Origin of the sequence: Amycolatopsis dendrobii (assembly GCF_014145675.1) — a bacterium.
GTDB classification, from domain to species: domain Bacteria; phylum Actinomycetota; class Actinomycetes; order Mycobacteriales; family Pseudonocardiaceae; genus Amycolatopsis; species Amycolatopsis dendrobii.
In genome coordinates, this window is sequence record NZ_JACGZW010000009.1 from 428,130 (window position 1) to 444,204 (window position 16,075).

The 16,075-nt window shown below is 68.2% G+C and carries 14 protein-coding genes and 3 tRNA genes; 9 read left to right on the top strand and 8 right to left on the bottom strand.

Annotation, left to right across the window (positions count from 1 at the left end; genetic code table 11):
- The first annotated feature begins 177 nt into the window (after positions 1-177).
- Positions 178-1,536, top strand: coding sequence for an MFS transporter (locus tag H4281_RS27820; RefSeq protein ID WP_182893853.1), 1,359 nt, complete (start codon positions 178-180; stop codon positions 1,534-1,536).
- A 351-nt stretch (positions 1,537-1,887) separates the two neighbouring features.
- On the opposite strand, the gene H4281_RS27825 is transcribed toward H4281_RS27820, so the two are convergent.
- The 4 genes from H4281_RS27825 to H4281_RS27840 form a co-directional block, all read right to left on the bottom strand.
- The gene (locus tag H4281_RS27825; RefSeq protein WP_182893854.1) at positions 1,888-2,385 is read right to left on the bottom strand and encodes a hypothetical protein; all 498 of its coding nucleotides are present in this window, start codon (positions 2,383-2,385) and stop codon (positions 1,888-1,890) included.
- A 5-nt stretch (positions 2,386-2,390) separates the two neighbouring features.
- Positions 2,391-2,936: a SigE family RNA polymerase sigma factor gene (locus H4281_RS27830; protein ID WP_037807444.1), complete on the bottom strand. Its 546-nt coding sequence runs from the start codon at positions 2,934-2,936 to the stop codon at positions 2,391-2,393.
- 7 nt (positions 2,937-2,943) lie between these two features.
- Entirely contained in the window at positions 2,944-3,246 is a 303-nt protein-coding gene (locus H4281_RS27835; RefSeq protein WP_182893855.1) for a hypothetical protein, read from the bottom strand.
- Between the two features lie 171 nt (positions 3,247-3,417).
- Positions 3,418-4,626 carry a L,D-transpeptidase gene (locus tag H4281_RS27840; RefSeq protein ID WP_182893856.1) on the bottom strand — a complete coding sequence of 403 codons (1,209 nt, stop codon included), beginning with the start codon at positions 4,624-4,626 and terminating at the stop codon, positions 3,418-3,420.
- A gap of 458 nt (positions 4,627-5,084) precedes the next feature.
- Between H4281_RS27840 and H4281_RS27845 the strand changes: the two genes are divergently transcribed.
- Positions 5,085-5,288 (top strand): cold-shock protein, encoded by a 204-nt coding sequence (locus tag H4281_RS27845; RefSeq protein ID WP_003097368.1) that lies wholly within the window; start codon positions 5,085-5,087, stop codon positions 5,286-5,288.
- A 690-nt stretch (positions 5,289-5,978) separates the two neighbouring features.
- Here H4281_RS27845 and H4281_RS27850 read toward each other — a convergent pair.
- A complete protein-coding gene (locus H4281_RS27850; protein ID WP_037807455.1) occupies positions 5,979-6,398 on the bottom strand; it encodes a hypothetical protein in 420 nt (139 codons plus the stop codon).
- Between the two features lie 451 nt (positions 6,399-6,849).
- On the opposite strand from H4281_RS27850, the gene H4281_RS27855 reads away from it, so the two are divergent.
- The 5 genes from H4281_RS27855 (at position 6,850) to H4281_RS27875 (ending at position 9,738) form a co-directional block, all read left to right on the top strand.
- Complete coding sequence (locus H4281_RS27855; RefSeq protein WP_182893857.1) at positions 6,850-7,101, top strand: hypothetical protein; 252 nt, start codon at positions 6,850-6,852, stop codon at positions 7,099-7,101.
- A gap of 381 nt (positions 7,102-7,482) precedes the next feature.
- Positions 7,483-7,555 (top strand) — tRNA-Glu (locus H4281_RS27860).
- A 14-nt stretch (positions 7,556-7,569) separates the two neighbouring features.
- Positions 7,570-7,643, top strand: a tRNA-Asp gene (locus tag H4281_RS27865).
- Positions 7,644-7,674: 31 nt separating this feature from the next.
- Positions 7,675-7,748 (top strand) — tRNA-Phe (locus H4281_RS27870).
- Positions 7,749-7,998: 250 nt separating this feature from the next.
- A complete protein-coding gene (locus tag H4281_RS27875; protein WP_246412351.1) occupies positions 7,999-9,738 on the top strand; it encodes a glycoside hydrolase family 9 protein in 1,740 nt (579 codons plus the stop codon).
- A gap of 75 nt (positions 9,739-9,813) precedes the next feature.
- On the opposite strand, the gene H4281_RS27880 is transcribed toward H4281_RS27875, so the two are convergent.
- A complete protein-coding gene (locus tag H4281_RS27880) occupies positions 9,814-10,647 on the bottom strand; it encodes a serine protease (protein WP_182893859.1) in 834 nt (277 codons plus the stop codon).
- 155 nt (positions 10,648-10,802) lie between these two features.
- Between H4281_RS27880 and H4281_RS27885 the strand changes: the two genes are divergently transcribed.
- Entirely contained in the window at positions 10,803-11,603 is an 801-nt protein-coding gene (locus H4281_RS27885) for an arylamine N-acetyltransferase family protein (RefSeq protein WP_182893860.1), read from the top strand.
- On the opposite strand, the gene H4281_RS27890 is transcribed toward H4281_RS27885, so the two are convergent.
- The gene (locus H4281_RS27890; RefSeq protein WP_182893861.1) at positions 11,597-14,302 is read right to left on the bottom strand and encodes a sensor domain-containing protein; all 2,706 of its coding nucleotides are present in this window, start codon (positions 14,300-14,302) and stop codon (positions 11,597-11,599) included. The genes H4281_RS27885 and H4281_RS27890 overlap by 7 nt on opposite strands.
- Positions 14,303-14,419: 117 nt before the next feature.
- Entirely contained in the window at positions 14,420-15,262 is an 843-nt protein-coding gene (locus H4281_RS27895; RefSeq protein WP_220507877.1) for a rhomboid-like protein, read from the bottom strand.
- A gap of 250 nt (positions 15,263-15,512) precedes the next feature.
- Here H4281_RS27895 and H4281_RS27900 point away from each other — a divergent pair, with 250 nt between their 5' ends.
- Positions 15,513-16,052, top strand: coding sequence for a hypothetical protein (locus H4281_RS27900; RefSeq protein WP_182893863.1), 540 nt, complete (start codon positions 15,513-15,515; stop codon positions 16,050-16,052).
- Positions 16,053-16,075 lie beyond the last annotated feature (23 nt).

Genomic DNA, 16,075 nt, shown 5'->3' on the forward strand with positions numbered 1-16,075 from the left:
CCGCCGGCACCCGCCCTGACCGGCGCGGCCGCATTTCCTGAGCGCAGGGTAGTCGGAAAATTCCGCACGGTAGAAATTTCGCGACTCACCCTGCCAGCTTGGTTCAACGGGTCAAGACTGGGGAAATGTGCTCCAACGGATGGACCGGGACGTGTGCAGGAGGAGGTCACCGCCGGGATGAGTGAGCCAAAGACGGGGAAACCCGAGGTCGATCAGAGAACAGTCAAACGCGCGGTGATCGCGTCCGCGATGGGTAATGCGACCGAGTGGTACGACTACGGCGTATTCACCTCGGGCGCGATCGCGACGAGTATCGGGACACTGTTCTTCCCCGGCGAGGGCAACGCGGTGCTGAAATCGCTTGCCCTGCTGGCAGTCGGCTTCATCGTACGACCGTTCGGCGGAGCGTTCTTCGGCCCGTTGGGGGACAAGCTCGGCAGGCAGAAGGTTCTCGCGCTCACCATTCTGCTGATGTCCGGCTGCACCTTCCTGGTCGGCGTGCTGCCGACGTACTCAGGCGGCTACAGCATGGGCATCGCGGCGCCGATCGCGATCTTGCTGCTGCGCCTCATTCAGGGCTTCTCCACCGGTGGCGAGTACGGCGGTGCGGCGACGTTCATCGCGGAATACGCGCCGACGAAACGGCGCGGTTTCTTCGGTTCGTTCCTGGAGATGGGCACGCTGGCCGGCTACGTGCTCGGCAACTCGGTCGTGCTGATCACTTACCTGTCGCTCTCGACCGAGCAGTTCGACTCGTGGGGCTGGCGGATTCCGTTCTTCATCGCGCTTCCGATCGGTGCGATCGGGCTGTACCTGCGGTCGAAGCTCGAGGACACGCCGGAGTTCCGCAGGCTCGAGGCGGCGGGCGAAAAGTCGGAGAAGGCTCCGCTCAAGGAGACCATCCAGCGCAACTGGCGGATGATCCTGAACCTGATCGGGATCGTGCTGCTGCTGAACATCGCCGACTACATGCTGCTCACGACGATGCCGACGTATTTCACCGACACTCTGCACATCGGCGACACCGAGTCCAGCCTGATCATCATCGGGGTGGAAATCGTGCAGTTCGCGCTGCTGATCCCGCTGGGCGCGCTGTCGGACCGGATCGGCCGGAAACCCTTGCTGCTCACCGCGGCCATCGGATTCATCGTGCTGAGCTGGCCCAGCATCAAGCTGATGCAGAGCGGCAGCCTGCTGTGGCTGATCGTCGGTTTCCTGGTCGTGGCGATCCTGCTGGCGCTGATGCTGGCGGTGATCGGCTCGACGTTCCCGGCGATGTTCCCGACGCGCGTGCGGTACGGCTCGTTCGCGATCGGCTACAACATCTCGACGTCGCTGTTCGGCGGCACCTGCGGCGTGATCGTCACGGCGTTGATCGGCAGCACCGGCAACGCGGACTGGCCGGCGTACTACTTGATCATCGCGGCCCTCATCGCGCTGGTCCCGATCATCAAGATCCCGGAAACGGCACGGGTGCCGATCGAGGAGATCGACACCGCGGACACCGGCGGCAAGCTCGCCGGCGCCAGCAAGTGAGCGTCTGAACTCACAAGAAAACCGCCCTCCGTCCATTAAGGACAGAGGGCGGTTTTCGTTTAAAGTCAGCTGTTCTGCGTCGCCTCGACCGCCTGCGGAGCGAAGCGCTTGCGGGCCCAAGCTGCCAGGCCACCGGCGACCACGACGGCAACAACGGTTTCGATCATCAGTGCAACGAGCACCATGGTGCTTCCTCCTCAGGTTGTCGGGCCGGCCAATCCTGTGCCGGCTGAGCGACTGGTTCGACGGCCGCTCCGGCCGCCACTGAGAACATCGCCCCGGAAGCCTGGGATATTTCGTCGAAAACCCACTTGATCTGGTGACGTCGGCCACTCTTGCCGCGAATGCGTTTCAGCCGGAGGTCGGGCTGGGTAACGACGCGGTTCCCGCAGGTGAACGCATGGATGCGGGCGCCCGTTCGCTGGTGGTCGGATGCGCCCGCGGCGGTTGCGCGGGCCGCGCCGTTCCCGTCCGCTGAGCAGCCGGCTCCGTCGGCGGTTGCTTGTCCGGCGAGCCCGGGCTCACCGCCGGGCCGGGTGCCGGATCCGCCGGAGTCTTCATCGGCCCGGCCGGACTGGACGGGGCGGGCGAGACGGTGGCGAGCCCCGGCCCGGCGGGCATGACCGGCGGCTGCTCGGTCGCGCGGCTGCCCACCGCGAGACCGGCCGCCACGAGCACCGCGATTGTCGCGGCCGAGCTTCCCGCGACCGCCCAGCGCTTGCGCTTCCGGCGGATGGCGGCACCGCGGACGATCACGTCGGCGGCGTCGACCCGCATGGGCGGGCCGTCCGGCGCCTGCGCGAACAAGGCGCGCACGGCCTCAGTGTTCTCGTCGTCTTCGGAGACCATCTCGTTCACCTCCCTCCAGGAACGGGCAGTGCCTCGAAATGCGGGCCCAGCCGGGTCCGCAGGGTGGCCAGCCCGCGCGCGGCCTGGCTTTTCACCGTGCCGGTCCGGCAGCCGAGCGCCGCGGCGGTCTCCTCGACGGACAGGTCCTCGAAGTACCGCAGCACCAGCACCGCGCGCTGGCGCGGGGCCAACGCGGCGAGTGCCTGCTGGATCAGCTGGTCGTGCTCAGTCTCGGCGGCAGGAGCCGGGACGTCGGGTGGTGCGTCGGTGAGCCGCTCCCGTTTCCAGCGGCTGCGGCGGTTCTCCGCGAGGAAAGTGCGCAGCACGATTTTGCGCGCGTAGGCGTCGAGCGCGTCGTGCCGGGCCAGCCGCGGCCAGGCGAGGTACAGCTTGAGCAGCGCCGCCTGTGCGAGATCCTCGGCCCGGTGCCAGTCCCCGCAAAGCAGGTAGGCCGTGGACCGCAGGCTGTGCGCGCGCTCGCCGAAGTACCGGGCGAACTCGCCGTCCCACGGCGAGCTCTGCCCGGACGCCGGACGGGAGCGGGAGGGCACCGGGCGATCAGCCCCAGACCGAGGGCAGGTGCAGGTCGCCGGTCGGGCCGGCGGGCACGGCGGTCGGGACGCGCTTGGACTTCGCGGGCTGACCCGGCGCGGCGACCTTCGGCGCGGCCGGGGCGGCGGTGGTCTGCCGGTCAGTGGGCGCCGGGGCGGGCGCGGCGGTGGGCCGCTCGGCCGGGGCGGTCTGCGTCGGGGCCGGCTGCGCCGCCGGCGGTGCGTCCGCGGCGAAAGCGACCGCGCCGCCGGTCAGCGCGCCTCCGGCGAGCAGCAGCGAACCGATGGCGAGAGCGAAGCGAACACGCACGAGTTTCCTCCTGGTTCAGGCGAGCGCCGGGTGGCGCTTCTCTGCTCTAGTCATGCGGTCGGAGTTCGCCGGGGTTGCATCGGGTTTTTTCTTTTTCCCGCCGGGACAGGCGAACGGCCGGGAGCGTTCGAGAGCTCCCGGCCGTCTGGTTGGCGCTTGTTCGGTTCGCGGTCAGGCGGCGAGCGCCGACAGTTTGGTCCACGACGCCCAGTCGTAGGTCCAGTCGCTGTAGTCGCCGTCCTTCGCGCCCAGCTGCTGGGTGCTGCCGGAGATCTCCACCGGGTCGCCGGGAAGGACGCTGTCGAAGTAGATCTTCGCGTTCGCCGGCGACAGGTTGAGGCAGCCGTGCGAGATGTTCTTCTTGCCCTGCGCCCAGATCGACCCCGCGAGACCGTGGATGAACTCGCCGTTGTTGGAGATCCGGACCGCCCACGGCACGTTCACGTCGGTGTAGTTGTAGCGCGGGTTGCTCATCGAGTACGTCGAGTGCTTCGACATGACCACGTGCGTGCCGCTGTGCGTGACGCGGCCAGGGTCGGAATCGAGGCCGTAGCTCACCGGGAAGTCCATGACCTGCTGTCCGTCGCGGATGACCTGCATGGTGTGTTCCTGGGTGTTGCCCTTGACGATCTGCGAGCGGCCGATGGTGAAGCTCGCGGAGACGTCCTGCTTGCCGTAGACGCCGTCGCCCATCGAAACGCCGTAGATGTTGGCCGAGACGACGACCTTCGTGTTCGGCTTGAAGTACTCCTTCGGCCGCCAGTGCACCGAAGTGTCGCCGTTGAGCCACGCCCACGCGCCCTCGGTCTTCGGCGTGGTCTCCACCGACAGCGCGCGCTCGACGGATGCCTTGTCCTTGACCGCGCTCGGGAACGTGAGCGCGATCGGCATCGCGATGCCGTAGGTCTGGCCGTCGCCGACGTTCAGACTGCCCTGCATCTGGCGGCGCGGTTTGACCGTGGTGAACGAGCCGGCGATCTGGACCTGCTTGCCGTCCTCGCCGGTGGCCTGCCCGGACCAGGTGTAGGTCTTGCCGTAGCCGAGGTCTTCGGTGCTGCTCCAGCTCTTCTTGTCCGGGGACTGCTGTCCCTGCACCTGTTTGCCGTCGGCGTTCGTGAGCGTGACGGCTCCGATGGTGCCGTTCGCGACGGTCACCTTCGCCGGTTCGCCCGGCGCGACGTCGCCCGCGCCGGAAGCGGGCGTGAGCGCCACGGCCGCCGGTTTCACCGGCGTGGCAGGCGCCTCGGTAGGCCCGCCGCCCGCGGTCCCGCCCGCGTTCACGCTCGAACCGCCGCTGCTGCACGCCCCGAGCGTCAGCGCGGCGATCAAGCCCAGCACCGCGACGCCGGCCCGGCGGCGTGCGAAGTGTCGGATTGTCACACCGATCCCCAATCTCCCCTTGGTACCCCGAACACCCAGACGTCCCGAGACGGCTTCACGTTCACCGGAAACGGGGTGACCAGCATCACACTGCACCGAGTGACCATTACGGAACCGGCTCGACCGACCGCGCACTGTGTATCCCCGAAGTGCGCTGGGTGTACTGGATCAGAGTAGCCGCGGGGCCCGACAGCGGTGCGTAGGCGGCGATACGACGTTCCGGTGATGCGCGCACGTCGGAACCGATCCTTGCGATCAACGGGGTTCAGATTTGGTGAGATCCCGGTAGGCTGCTGACCAGGCCGTCGTTTTGCGTGTTCGTGGCTTCACACTCGCGGAACTTCTGACGCGAGCCGTGGGGCCGAAAAGCTCTTCGCTCGTCTCGTTGGAACCGCCCGGGACGGCCTGGGTGCCGCTTCGGTGGCATTCGAAGCGGATCTGTTACGAGGAGTACAGCGGTGGCGCAAGGCACTGTGAAGTGGTTCAACGCGGAGAAGGGCTTCGGCTTCATCGCGCAGGACGGCGGCGAAGGCGACGTTTTCGTGCACTACTCGGAGATCGAGGGACGCGGCTTCCGCACCCTCGAGGAGAACCAGCGAGTGGAGTTCGAGGTCGGCCAGGGGCAGAAGGGCCCGCAGGCCCAGAAGGTCCGCGCGATCTGAGTCAGGCCCGCGCGTTTTCTCAGGCCTGAAAGAAGGGCCCCGACGGGATTTCCCGTCGGGGCCTTTTTTCATTGCGGGTTCCGTTGTGGGGAATGTTTGGAGCGACGGTTACCGCGGGTTGATCCGGGCGGGTTGGGTCCGGCAGGGGCCGGGGCGGGCTGCGCCGCGGCTTGACCGGGGCCGGACGGGGTGGTTGGGACTGCCCGGCTCCGGGTCGCGGTTGCGGGCCGGTTTCGGCGGGTTTTCGCCGATGGCTCCGGCACGTACGGGCGACGCCGGATCGGATGGTTGCTCGACTGTGGGTGGGCGCGCGTGGTTCGACCCGATCGAGTGGCGTCGGCTGCTGTGGCGGGTGAGCCGGAGCCTCGTGCGCGGCGATCACGGTTCTTGCCGCGATCGCCACTCACGACCCGCCTGCGCTGTGCTGCGTCGCACCTGCCCGATGCCGCCGCGTACGTCGCCTTGCTGCCTCGCGGCAGTGACGGTCGTGCCACTGCTGACTCCCGGCCTCGTCTCGCCGCCCGCTGCGCGCGGGCCGCGACTATCCGCCGAGCCGTCCGTTTCGCGCCCGGCGGCAGCGGAATCCTGGACCGTCCCACTCATCGGGACCCCGGTCGTCCGGCGACCCTGGAAAAGGGAAAACCCCCGGCCGTCGGGGGAAGCCGGGGGTTTTCGTTCGGGGGGCGGGGATCAGCGTCCGACGAGGGGCTGTTCGAACGTCTCCGCCGGGAAGTGGAACTCGTCGGTCATCGCGTCGGAGTGGCGGCGCTCCTGGGCGGAGGCGGCCTGGCCCTCCCACGAGAGGCGCTCCAGGATCCATTCCTGCGCCAGTGCCTGCGGGGTCAGGTTCCTGGCGACGGCGATGTCCTTGAGCTGCTGGCTGGCGATGAGGTTCATGCGCAGCTGGTAGACCTGCGCGTCGCCGAAGCGGCTGCCGGTTCCGGTGCTCTCCGGGTCGGAGTCCGGGGCGAGCGCGGCGAGGTAGCTGGTGAGCTCCTTGTCCTCGACGACTTCGTCGCCGGCGGCTTTGGCGGCATTGCGATGCCGCCCGCTCGAGACGGCTTTGAGATTCGTGCGGCTGCTGAGGCGGCCGAGGGAGGGAAGAGGCACGCGGTCACGATAACGGTTGGGTCTCGGCAAAGAAACCACTGTGAGCCACGACACACGCATTTCCGTGCTCGGCAAGCCTAATTCGATCACCTGTTCAGCCCAGTCGGTAAACGCATTTCGCGACTGTCTGTTGATCAGTGGTACGGAGAGTAGATCCGCAGGTCAGCGCCGGTGTGCAGAAATGGAGAGACCCCCGCGCCAGGGGGAGGAACGCGGGGGTCGGAGGGGATCTCCACAGGCGCTGACCGGGGGTGTGTCAGCAACACCGATTGTTGCACGAGTTCCGGGGATCGGCGAGGGGAAGCCGGGAGAAATCGTTCTGCGCGATCTTGGAATGCGTTACCAGGGAAGCTTCGGAGAGTGTTCACAGGTTCACTCTCCGGGGGGCTGCCGGTGCTGCTCGCCGCTGGTTAGCCTCGCGGCCAGTTGTTGCGAACCGCATGGAGGGGCCATGAGCGGATCGGTCGAAGTTCGTCAGTTCCTCCTTCGGTACGAAGGTGCCGACGGGGGTAGCACGTCACTGTCCGGCGGCGTGCCGGCGCAGCGCGCGTCGTCGGAAGGGCAACGGGTCTCCGACGACCAGGTCCGCCGAGCCCGCCTCGCCGTCGCGGCCGGCGCGCTCGACGTGGAGGACTGCGCGCAGTTGCTGGAGATGCTCGGGCTGAGTCCGGGTGACGACGGTCAGGCACCTGTGCAGCGCTGAGGCATTGGCGCTGGGTTCGCGGGCTGCCGCGGGTCCGGGCCTGCCGAGGTTCGGCTGCCGGCGCGCCTGAGGGCTTGCCTGGTGAAGAACTGCCCGAACTCGTGTCTCGCTGGTCGGGAAGCCCCGGAGTTCCGGCGTGCGTGCCCGTCTCCCGGCGTAGAGTGGCGTGGCGCACACCGATCGTCCGGCTCCGGTTCGAAGCGGCCGATCGGCGGGAAGCGGCGTGGCTGGGTCGCTGGCGCTGGCGTTACCGCAGGTCGGAGGCTCGTCGATCGCTTAACGAACCCCCCGTGCAAACCCCTTGGAACGTGCCCTATGCTTGTAATCGCTCCCAGGGGAACACCTGAGAGCGCGGTCGGTCGGTCCACCGAAACCGATCGGGCTCCCATCGTTCAGTGGCCTAGGACTCCGCCCTTTCAAGGCGGCAACGCGGGTTCGAATCCCGTTGGGAGTACGCAGTACCAGTAAGGCCCTGTGGCGCAGTTGGTTAGCGCGTCGCCCTGTCACGGCGAAGGTCGCGGGTTCGAGTCCCGTCAGGGTCGCAAGATCGTTCGGCTCCTAGCCGGCGTTCCCGGCCAGGTAGCTCAGTTGGTACGAGCGTCCGCCTGAAAAGCGGAAGGTCGCCGGTTCGACCCCGGCCCTGGCCACAGCGAATTTGGTGAAGCAGCCCCCATCCGAGCGGATGGGGGCTTTTTCGTCGCCTCGATCCGCCGGCGGGTCACCGTCGAACGGTGGCGCTGCCATTCGGAAGCAGTCTTGCCAAACCTCAGGATCGCTACTTAGCCTCAATAACATCTCAAAGGTCTGGACCACTGGAGGTCGAGGATGCCGGGAGATGTGGGACGTCGGAGTTTTCTTGCCGGGTCGGCGGCGGTGGGGGTCGGGGCAGTGGGGGCGATGACTCCGTTCGGAGCTGAGGCCGAGGCCGTCGAGGTGCGGTCCGGGGTGGCGGTTTACGCGAACAACGTCGGCTACGCACCCGGCGCGCCCAAGCGGGCGGTGCTCGCGACCGAGTCCCCGCGAGCGATTCCGAGGTTCACCGTCGCGGACGTCGCCACCGGAAAGGTCGTCTTCACCGGGAGCCCGCGACCGGCGGCTCAGGTTCCGGGGTGGGACGACCGGCATTACTGGACCGCGGACTTCTCCGCACTGAAGACCGAAGGCGAGTACGTCCTGCTCGCCGCGGACGGGCGGTCGCAGCCGTTTCGCGTCGATCAGCTGGTGCTTGAGCGCTACACGCTCTCCCACGTCGTGCACTACTTCAAGGGCACCCGCAGCTCGGACCGGTTCGATCGCCAGGATCGGCAAGCGCCGATCGGCCCCAAGGGCACGCAGGTCATGGACGCGCACGGTGCCTGGTACGACGCGACCGGCGACTTCGGCAAGCACTTCACGCAGCTGTCGGACCGCAGCTACTTCAACACTCTCCAGATCCCGCTCACCGCCTGGGTGTTGGCCAAGGCGTACCAGCGGCTCACCGCGCGCGGCGACAGCAACTTCACCCAATTGCGGACCTGGCTGGCCGACGAAGCGCTGTACGGCGCCGACTACCTGCGCCGGGTCAAACTTGACGGCGGCACCTTCGTCACCTCGGTGATCCAGCCCGGACCGCCGAAGGATCCGAAGCTGCGGTACGTCCTGGCGAACAGCGACGGCGAACCCGTCCAGGTGAATTACCGCGAAGGCGGCGGGGTCGCGATCGCGGCGCTGGCCGCGGCGACCACGTTGGACGCGTCGGGCGACTACGCGCACGAGGAGTATCTGGCGACGGCCGAAGCCGCGTTCGAATTCCTGGAGCAGCACAACGTCGAGATGACCAATGACGGCAAGGAAAACATCCAGGACGACTACGGTGCGTTGCTGGCGGCGGTCGAGTTGTACCAGGTGACCAAGAAGCCGGTGTACCGCGAAGCCGCGGATCGCCGGGCGCACAATCTGTTGCAGCGCTTGGTTTCCTGGAAGTCTTACCGAGATTACTGGCGCGCCGACGACGGCGACCGGCCGTACTTCCATCCCTCGGACGCGGGCCTCCCGGTGATCAGTCTCCTCGCGTACGCCGATATTGCCGACACCGCAACGGTTTCCGAAGCGTTGAAGGTGGTGCGGCGGTCGCTGGAGTTCGAACTCACCGTGACCGCCGAGGTGCCTAACCCGTTTGGGTATGCGCGGAATCTTGTGCAAGATGGGGAGGGTAAGAGGTATAGCTCATTCTTCTTCCCGCACAACGTCACTCCGCGAGTCAAAGACCAGTGGTGGCAGGGAGAGAACGCGCGGATCGCTTCGCTGGCGACCGCCGCTCGCCTTGCCGCGCCGCGGTTTTCCGGCGAGTTCGCGGCGCGCCTGCGGTCGTACGCGGCTGATCAGCTGAACTGGATCTGCGGCAGCAACCCGTACGGCGTGTGCATGCTGGACGGCAGCGGTCACGCCAACCCGCAGTACAGCTGGCTCGGTTCGTGGCAGTTCCTGCCGACAGCGGGCGGGATCGTCAACGGCATCACCGGCTTGAACGAGGACGGCAGCGGAATCGCCTGGGACCGCGGCTACGTGGTCACCGGCAAGGACGACGACTGGCGATGGGATGAACAGTGGCTGCCCCACTCGACGTGGTACCTGTACGCGGTCGCGGCAGGGGATTGAACTAGGCCACTGAACCGGATCGTGCCCGGCACGAGGTGAATCGTGCCGGGCACGCCGGTAACCGCAAGGCCGAAGCTAGATCAACGGCCCCCGGAACTTGGCAGTCCCCGGGACAAGCTGAACAGTCCCCAACCCGCCGTGCGCGTTCGCGTACGCCAGCTCCCGCGAAAGATCCCCAACCCCGTTCGTACCCGGCTGTGGCAGCAGGTTCAGCGTGCTCAGCACTCCGAGCGCATTGCCGTCGCGGTCGAGGAAGCCGCTGCCGGAGTCGCCGGGGATGCCGGGGGTCACCGTGAGCACCGTGTGGCTCCAGCCGCCGCCGGTGTCGCCCAGGCTGGTGCCCTGTTTGGGGGACAACTGGGTGATTCCGCCGCGCAACTCCGAATTGCCGTAGCTGAGCACGGTGCCCAGTTGTTTCGTGCCGGTCGTGTTCACTCCGGTCGGCCCGCCCCAGAACGGCAGGCTCGGGTTGACCTTCGACACGTCCGCGGGGTCGACCTTCACGAGGGCGAGGTCGTTGTACTGGCAGGTGTTCGCGTCCGCTTCGTGGCGGGATTGCATGGTCAGCCACGAGTTGTAGACGAGCGTTCCCGGCTTGCTCGCCCCGGTGATCTCGACTGGGGTGCCGATCGGGAGCGAACCGGCGGAGCAGCCGTTCGTTTCGGTCGAACCGCCGGTGCCGGAGCAGTGCGCGGCCTGTCCGAGGAAGACGTCGGTTCCGTTGCTGTACACGAAGTTCGAGGTGCATTGCGCACCGTTGGTGTGCGTCTGCACCCCGGGGTGCACGGCGGCGGTGTCCACGGGGGCCCAGCTCGGGGTCGCGGCCCAAGCAGTCGCGGGCAGCAACGCGGCGGCGGTGGCCAGTGCCGTCACCGCACTGGCTCGGGCCAGTGGTCGAGGGGTCTTCATCGGGCTCCCTTCGAAAAGCCAGCACTCACTCGGACGTGTGCTACTGACTGGTAGGCATCGCCGGTACATCACACCAGAGAGTGGTGCCAGTCACAACCGTTGTGACCCTGGGTGACTATTGACCTAGAGCTAGCTAGAGGTTGCAGACTGGCCGCATGGCTGGGGAATGGAACATCGAGGCAGCAGACGTCGACGCCTACCTAGCGCGCGTAGGGCAGCGCCGGGAGGAACCGTCCGTCGCGGCGCTGGAGCGGTTGGCGCGGGCGCACGTCGAGGCGATCCCGTTCGAGAACGTCGACGTGGTGATCGGCCGGCATCGCGGGATCGAACTGGAGGTCGTCAGCGAGAAGCTCGTCGGGCGGCGGCGGGGCGGGTACTGCTACGAGCAGGCCGGGTTGTTCGCGGCCGTCGCGGAGCAGCTGGGTTACCAGGTCCAGCGCACGGTCGCGCGGGTCCAGCCGCGGAAGAGCGGGCCGTATACGCACATGACGCTCGTGATTACCGTTGAGGGGCAACAGTTTCTCGTGGACGTCGGCTTCGGAGCCGGGATCCTGGCTCCGATGCCGTTGATTGACGGGGCCGAAGTGGACCAAGCCGGGTGGACCCACCGGATGACCCTGCGCGACGGCTGGTGGGTGCTGCAGAAACAGGACGGCGACGGCTGGGACGACCTGCACGAGGTGCTGCCGCTGGTGCACAGCCGCCCGATCGACTACCAGGTGTTCCACCACTACACGTCCACGCACCCGAAGTCCCCGTTCACCGGGCGGGTCGTGGTGATGCGGCTCGAACCGGGACGGTTCCGCAGGCTGCTCGGGCGCGAGTACCAGGAAAGCCACCCGGACGGCACGGTCGAGACGCGCACGATCGAACCGGTCGATCTCGGCAAGACGCTCGAGGACCTCGACGTTTTCCTTGCCGAAGACGAATTGGCGGCACTGCTCGAGACCTACTGAAACAACTCCGCGGCGGCCAGCGGCCGGCCCAGGTGGTAGCCCTGGGCCTGGTCGCAGCCAAGTTCCCGCAGCAGCGCCAGTTCCTCCGCCGTCTCGACGCCTTCCGCCACCACCGTCAGATCCACCGCGTGCGCCATCGCGATGATGCTCGTGACGATCGCGGCCGCGTCGCGGGAGTCTGCTATTCCGGTGATGAAGGATCGGTCGATCTTGAGCGTGTCCAGCGTCAGCCGACGCAGCTGGGCCAGCGAAGAATAGCCAGTGCCGAAGTCGTCGATGGCCAGCAAAACGCCGAGGGAACGCAAGGCGGACAACACTTCCGCGGCCGCCGACGTATCGCGCATGAGGGCGCTTTCGGTGACTTCCAGCGTCAGCGAACCGGGCGGCAGGCCGGTGGTGGCCAGTGCGTCGCGGACCGCGGGCACCAGGTGCGGGTCGTCCAGCTGCCGGACCGAGAGGTTGACCTTCAGGCTGAGGTCAAGGCCCCGGCCGGAGCGCAGGGCGGCCAGTTCGCGCGTGGTGTCGCGCAGGACGTACTTGCCCAGCACGTTGATCAGTTCGCTTTCCTCGGCCAGCGGGATGAATTCCGCGGGCGAGATCGCGCCGTGTTTCGGATGGGTCCAGCGCAGCAAGGCCTCGACGCCGACCATTTCGCCGGTGCGCAGGTCGACCACCGGCTGGTAAGCGGGCCATAGCTGTCCACTGTGGACAGCGTCGCGAAGGTCCTGTTCCATCCGCAGCCGACGCTGCATGCGCCTCCGCAGAGCGACGTCGAAGAACTCGAACCGGCCGCGGCCGCGGGCTTTCGCTTGGTACATCGCGACATCCGCGTCGCGCAACAGATCCTCCGCGCTGCGGCGGTCGCCCGGCTCCACGAGCACGATGCCCATGCTCGCGTCCAGATGCAGCTGCCTGCCGTGCACCGAAACCGGTTCCGCCAGCACCGACCGCAGGTGCGCGGCGAACACGCCGACCTGCGCCGGACCGGTCGTCGCGGACGTGACGACCACGAACTCGTCGCCGCCCAGCCTGCCGACGACGTCGTCGGGGCCGGTGGCCCGGCGCAGCCGTTCGCCCGCGATGCGCAGGACCTGGTCGCCGACCGGGTGGCCGAGGGAATCGTTGATCAGCTTGAACTTGTCCAGGTCGAGGAACAGCACGGCGGCCGCCTCGGCGCTGTCGCGGCGGTCGAGCCGGTCAAGGACCAGGGTGCGGTTGGCGAGCCGGGTCAGCGGGTCGTGCGTCGCCTCGTGGGCCAGCCGGGCGCTGATCGCGCGGCGTTCGGTGATGTCGGTGAAGGACGTGACCACCGAGACGCCCTTCGGATCGTCCGAATCGAGCAACCGCGAGGTCAGCGACACCCACACGTCGCGGCCGTCCGGGCGGCGCAGGCGCACGACCAGTCCGTTGTGCGTGACCCCGGTGCGGCGCGTGTGCATGGACGGCAGCTCGTCGTCCGGGATCCGGTTGCCGTCCTCGTCGAACAGCACGAGCGTCGTGCACGGCACGCCGAGCAGGTCCGCTTCGGGGACGCCGAGGATGCGGCAGGCGGACGGGTTCGCTGACTGGATGAGTCCGGTCGGGCCGATCACCAGCACGCCCTCGTCGAGCGCGGCGACGACCGTCGCGTAGTGCTGTTCGACGCGACGACGTGCGGTTTCGTCCGTGCAGACCAGGAGGAAGCCGTCGACGGTCTCGGTCGCGGACACCCGGACCTGCCGCGGCGAGCCGTCCCGGCCGCGGTGGGTTTGCTCGGCGATCCCGTCGCGGATCGACGCCGGTTCCGGGTCGATGCCGAGCACCTCGTGCACTCGCCTGCCGAGCGCTTCCGGGGCCGGCCAGCCGTAGACGGTCTCGGCGGCCGGGTTCCAGCCGGTGACGATGCCCTCGGCGGTGATCGTGACGATGGCGTCGCTGACGTGTGTGACCAGCGCTTCCTGCGCGCGGACGGCAGCCGCGGCGGCGTGTTTGACGGTGCTGTCGCGGATCACCACCTGGTACGACGGCGGATTCGAGTCGCTCGTGCGCATCGAAACGGTTTCCGCCACGAATTTGCTCCCGTCCAACCGTTTCAGCACCGCTTCGCGGGGTTCCGCACTGGGATCCTCGAGCAGCTGCGTGGATTCGGCAGCCACGAAGTCCGCGAACTCGCGGCTGACGACCTCGTGCGCCGCCCGCGCCGCGAACAGGTCGAGCGCGGCCTGGTTGGCGTAGGTGACGACGCCGCCCGAGTACACGCAGATCGCGTCCGGGCTCTGCTCCATCAGCAGCTGGTACCGGTCGGACAGTTCCGCGAGGTCGGACTTCTCCTCCGCCGTTTCCGCGACCGCCGAGGCGACGCCGAGCAGGCCGGTCGTGTGGTCCTGTTCGCCGACGGTCCGGGCACGCAGCCGGATGCGGCGCGGGGTGCCGTCGGGACCGTCCTGCGGCTGTTCGAGTTCGAAATCGCGGCCGGGCGGGGTGCGGCGGAGGTTCGCGGTGAGCGGGCGGAGCAACTCGGTGAGCCGGTCGCACAGCTCCTTGCCGGTCGCGCCGGGGAGGCCGAGCACCGCGTCGAGGCCGGGCAGCCAGGTGAGGGTCGCCGGTTCGGAGGCATGCAGGGAGAACAGGACCCCCGCGCCCGCGTCCGGCCGCAGGCCCGCGAGCTGGGCGCGCCGGGTGATTCCACCCGGTTCACCGGCCAGGGCGTCAGCCTCCATGGTGCTTCCGATCCCCCTTGTCGGCGTATGGCCCGTCGATTACACCACCGAGTGAAGCCTGTGTATATCCGCACGGGGAGCTGCTTGCGTCACTCGTCCGGACGCAGACGGCGGGTGCTAACGGGCGATGCGGGGCACGCTGCGCAGTCGCGGACCCCACACGAGCAGGCCGAAGTGGGCCGCACAGGCATGTCCGAGGACGGTCACGACGGAGGCCAGACTGGCCGGATCGTCGGTCACGTAGACGCCGATAACGAATAGCTCAAGGGCCACGATCCCGGCGATCCGAGCCCTCCCGCGAAGCAGCGCGACGAGCACGCCGGCGGTGGTGAGGAAGCCGTAGCTGACGCCGATGTCGAGCCAGCGGCCCGCGGAATGCGGCAGGACGTCGGTGTGGATCAGGGCCATGACCGGCAGTTCGGTGGCGATCGTGGCGAGCACGTGCCCGCTGAAGAAGACCAGAGCCGTCCGGAGCCCGCCGAATCGACGTTCGAACGGGGCTACGGCGATCGCGAAGATCACCGCGTACGGCAGCCAGCCGCCGTCAGCGATCCAGAACGCGCTGGTCAGGAGTGCGGTGAGGGGGTGGCGCGCCATGTTGTGCGCGTCGGTGCTGGAGACCGCGAGGAGTTTGCCGGTGAGCTTCGAACTGCCGAACCGGATGAGCAGCGAGGTGCCGAGGAGCAGGACGAGGTAGCCGAAGGTGAACGGCGTGGACCGCGGGCTCGGGACGAGGTTCAGCCAGGCCCGCTTCGGCCGCCAGCTCACGGGGACGGCGGCCAGGAAGGCGGGCCTTGGCGTCGGCTGGACGAGGTCGTCCTCCGTCAGCACGGCCGTTGCCGCCGGGGAGCCGAGGACGTCGGCCAAAGGGGTTCCGCCTGCCTGGGTCGTGGCCGTGCTCGCGGCCGGTTCGAGGATCGGCGCCGTCGGGTCCGAAGCCGGGGTGCACAGCCAGCTCAAGGATCGCCACTTCCGGGGGGTTCCCGTGGTGGCAGCACTGCGTGCCGGGCGGGGCGCCGGGTCCGGCTCGCGCAGCGACATGCGTCCAGAGTGGCTGGGCATGCTGGGATTTTGGCTAAGCGCAGCTGTGAATGCGCTGTGATTCACACCCGCTAGAGTGAGCACTCTGGGTAGAAGGTTTCGCTCTTTGTCACCCGTTCGGTGGCCGCATCCGGTAGGAATAGGCCACTCCTGGTGAAAGGTCTCGCTGGTGAACGACGAGGTTTCGGTCGCCGAGCTGTTGGTGCGCGAAGGACACGAACGACGGATTCCGCCGCCGTCCCGGTCCCGGTGGCGCATGGTTTCGGTGATGCTCGCGGTGATCGTCGGCTGCGGCGCGGCGGCCATGCTCGTCTCGTACGGGACCACGGCGAACGACGGGGCCGCTCGGATCACCGAGATGCGCGTGATCGAGATGCCGGACCGCACCGGCGGCGCAGGCGGCGTCGACGAGACGAACCCGCCGACGCCCACCGGCGAGGAGACCGAAGAGGGCACTGCCGGCGTCGGGGACGCGCCTTCCAGCCGGGCGAACGTCAATCCGTTCGGCGAGCACAGCACCTCGGAACACCCGGCTGATTCCGCTCCGCCGCGTCCGTCGTCGAGCGAGCAGCCGGAAACCACCGGCCCGACCGGGCCGACTGGACCGGCACCGTCGTCGTCGAGCACGTCGGGGCCGTCGAGCTCCAGCCAGCCGTCGTCGCCGAGCAGCCACGAGCCGCCGTGCGTCCTGAACATCATTTGCCTTTAGAACCCTGAGCGCCCGCTGAGCGC